Here is a 3,077-nt window from a genome sequence, read left to right as displayed (position 1 = left end):
GCCTCGTAGTTAGGCATGGAGCGGTTCAGCGAGCCACAGGAAATATAGGCGGAGAACAAGCCACCTGCGATGTTCGACAGGCCCTGCCCGATGAACTCGCGGTTGGCATCGATGTGCTGGCCCGAGCGCAGCGCCACCGCCTTGGCGATCGAGATCGACTGGCCGAGCGCCACGATGGTCAGCGCGGCGGCGATGCCAAGCAGGTCGGGGATCGCCTGCCAGGAAATACTCGGCAGGTGGAAGGGCGGGATGGCCGACGGGATCGGCCCGACCACATTGACGTGATGCGCGCCCGCGCTCCAGCCCGGCGCGTTGAGCAGCAGGGCGACGCCGTAGCCCGCCAGCARGCCGATCAGCATGAAGGGCAGGCGGCGCGAGACGCGCTTCACCGCGATGGTCACCGCCAGCGTGATCGCCGCTACCGTGAACGCGCTCCAGTTGATGGCGCCGGCATTGTCCAGCAGGAAGCGCACCACGCCAAAGGCGCTCGTGCCCGTCGGCACGGCCAGCCCGAACAGGTCCTTGAGCGCATAGAGGCCGATCAGCGTTGCCGCGCCGCAGGTGAAGCCAAGCAGGACCGAGGGCGAGATGAAGTTGGCCAGCGTGCCAAGGCGCAAGGTGCCCACGGCAAGCTGCAGCAAGCCAACCATGATGGTGACCGCGAGCGCCAGATTGATGTATTCGGGACTGCCGGCAAATGCCACCGGGCTCAGCATGGCGAACAGCGCCAGCGAGTTGGCGTTGGTCGGGCCGGACATCACATGCCAGCTGGAGCCGAACAAGGCCGCCACGATGCAGGGAATCGCGGCCGCGTAGATGCCGTATTGCGGCGGCAGGCCGGCAAGCGTGGCAAAGGCCACGCCCTGCGGCAGCACCAGCACCGCGCCAAGCAGGCCCGCAACCAGGTCCGCACGCAAGGAGGCGCGGCTCACGCGGTGACGCCATGCCGGCAACAGGCGCCCGAGCAACCGGCCTGTTGTGCCCTGCGCAGCCGGAGCGGTCATGCTTGCGGGTCTCGTTCGCTAAGGCTCACCAGCAATTCGTCGATCGCGCCATAGACCTTGCCCAGCCGCTCGGCGCCGATCATCTGCTCGAGCTGCTCATAGCGGCGGTCGATCAGCGGCTCCATCTCGGCGATCAGGGCGCGGCATTTGTCGGTCAGCGAGATCAACTGGCGGCGCTGGTCCGTGGTGGAGCGCGAGCGCAGGATCAGGCCCGCTTCCTCCATGCTCGACAGCATGCGGGTAAGGCTCGGGCTCRGGATCAGGCAGGCATCGGCGAGCTGGTTGGGCTCCATCTCGCCTTGCTCGTTGAGGGTGCGCACCACGCGCCATTGCTGCTCGGTCATGCCGTGCTGGCGCAGGATGGGCCGGAAGCCCGCCATCAGCGTTTCGCGGGCTTGCAGCAGCAGGTGGGGGAGGTTGCGGTGGCGGAAGGTAGCCGGTTTCATGCCCGCAAGTGTAGCCGTGCAGACGCCCGGACGCGAGCCGGTGGCTACCCGGATATGCCGAGCGCCGGCTTGGTGGCCGGCGCCTTGACGCAATGCCTCAGCCGAGGTCGAGCGTGGCTACCACCGGCGTGTGGTCCGAGGGCTGCTCCCAGGTGCGCGGCACGCGATCGATCACGCAGGCGCTGCATGCCTCGCGCAGAGCCGGCGACAGCAGGATGTGGTCGATGCGCAGGCCGGCGTTACGGCGGAACGCAAACATGCGGTAGTCCCACCAGGAGAAGCTCTTCTCCGGCTGCTCGAACATGCGGAATGCGTCGGTCAGCCCAAGTGCCTCCAGCGCCCGGAACGCATCGCGCTCCGGCGGCGACACCAGGTTCTGCCCCTCCCACTTCTTGGGATCGTGCACATCTCGGTCTTCGGGCGCGATATTGAAGTCGCCCAGCAGCGCGAGCTTCGGGTACTTCACCATTTCCTCCTGCAGCCACGCGGTGATCGCTTGCAGCCAGCCCAGCTTGTAGGTGAACTTGTCGGAGTCCGGCGCCTGCCCGTTGGGGAAGTACGCGCACACCAGGCGCACGTCGCCATAGGTCGCCGCCACCACGCGCTGCTGGGGGTCGTCGAAGCCAGGGATATTGCGCACCACGTCGGCGGGCGTCGCCATGGTGGCATTGCGCGCCAGGATCGCCACGCCGTTGTATGTCTTCTGGCCGGTGAACACGCTGTGGAAGCCGGCGCTCTCCAGTTCGGCCAGCGGGTACTTGTCGTCCGGCATCTTCAGTTCCTGCAGGCACAGGGCATCGATCGGCGTATCGGCCTTTTCCTGCTCGATCAGCCAGTCCAGCACCTGCGGTAGCCGGACCTTGAGCGAGTTGACGTTCCAGGTTGCGATTCTCATGTTCAAATGGCTTATGGATTGACGGTTGCCAGGGGCGGCACCGGGATTCGTCCCGGTGCCGCCCCTAGTTTGCCTGCACATTATGAACGACCTCCGCGGCCACAGGCACGTTCAGAGGCAGGCGCCCTCAGGCCCAGGTCTCATGCAAGTGTCGCCACGTGACGCGCGCATCGTTGCCCGCCACGAACAGCGCCGTGGCACGCCGCTCGGAAGCGCCCGCGTTCCAGGCCTGCGTTTCCCGGTAGCTGACCGTGGCCGAGCGCGCGTCCTCATGCACGAGCGTCAACGCGTCGATCCTGATTTGCAGTCCGGGCCGGGCGCCGCGCAGTCGTGCGAACAGCGCGGGAAAGCCGCCTGCCTCCATGCGCGCACCGGCTGGCGAGATCATGCTGAAGTCCGGACCAAACCGTTGCAGCAGCGTTTCCAGTACGGTTTCGGGGCACGCGGGGTTCGATAGCCATTGCTCGATCAGCACATGGGTGTCGGCGATTTCACGCAGGCAAAGCGCGGCGATGTCAGGCATGGATGGGGTTTCCTTCAGGAGTAGGCAGGGCGGGTTGCCCCGGGGTTAGGGAAGCGTTGTCGATGCTGCCGGCTGGCGATGATGCCGATCGTCCAGACGCCAGACGACAAGCAGCGGCACAAGGGTGCATAAGCTGGCGACGAGAAAACACCCATGGAACACCTGCGTCACGATCGTGGCGTCGCCCGCGAAGGCAAGCTCGGCCAAAC

The 3,077-nt window shown here is 66.3% G+C and carries 4 protein-coding genes; all 4 read right to left on the bottom strand.

The window, feature by feature from the left end:
- A partial coding sequence (locus AC1DS3_RS37210; protein WP_477129201.1) for a SulP family inorganic anion transporter occupies positions 1–1,004 on the bottom strand: 1,004 nt, incomplete at its 3' end.
- Entirely contained in the window at positions 1,001–1,450 is a 450-nt protein-coding gene (hpaR, locus tag AC1DS3_RS37205; RefSeq protein ID WP_477129200.1) for a homoprotocatechuate degradation operon regulator HpaR, read from the bottom strand. The genes hpaR and AC1DS3_RS37210, both read right to left, overlap by 4 nt.
- A 97-nt stretch (positions 1,451–1,547) precedes the next feature.
- On the bottom strand, positions 1,548–2,345 hold the full coding sequence (gene xth / locus AC1DS3_RS37200) for an exodeoxyribonuclease III (protein ID WP_441630587.1): 798 nt from the start codon (positions 2,343–2,345) through the stop codon (positions 1,548–1,550).
- 127 nt (positions 2,346–2,472) lie between these two features.
- Positions 2,473–2,868: a hypothetical protein gene (locus tag AC1DS3_RS37195; RefSeq protein ID WP_441630589.1), complete on the bottom strand. Its 396-nt coding sequence runs from the start codon at positions 2,866–2,868 to the stop codon at positions 2,473–2,475.
- Positions 2,869–3,077: the final 209 nt, after the last annotated feature.

Source organism: Cupriavidus sp. 01L46, from assembly GCF_056399905.1.
This window is presented reverse-complemented; position numbering and strand designations above follow the sequence as displayed.

What these genes read in the sequence shown, in the direction of transcription:
- AC1DS3_RS37195 (WP_441630589.1), bottom strand. Translation starts at nt 2,868, where the DNA reads ATGCCTGACATCGCCGCGCTTTGCCTGCGTGAAATCGCCGACACCCAT.
- xth (WP_441630587.1), bottom strand. Translation starts at nt 2,345, where the DNA reads ATGAGAATCGCAACCTGGAACGTCAACTCGCTCAAGGTCCGGCTACCG.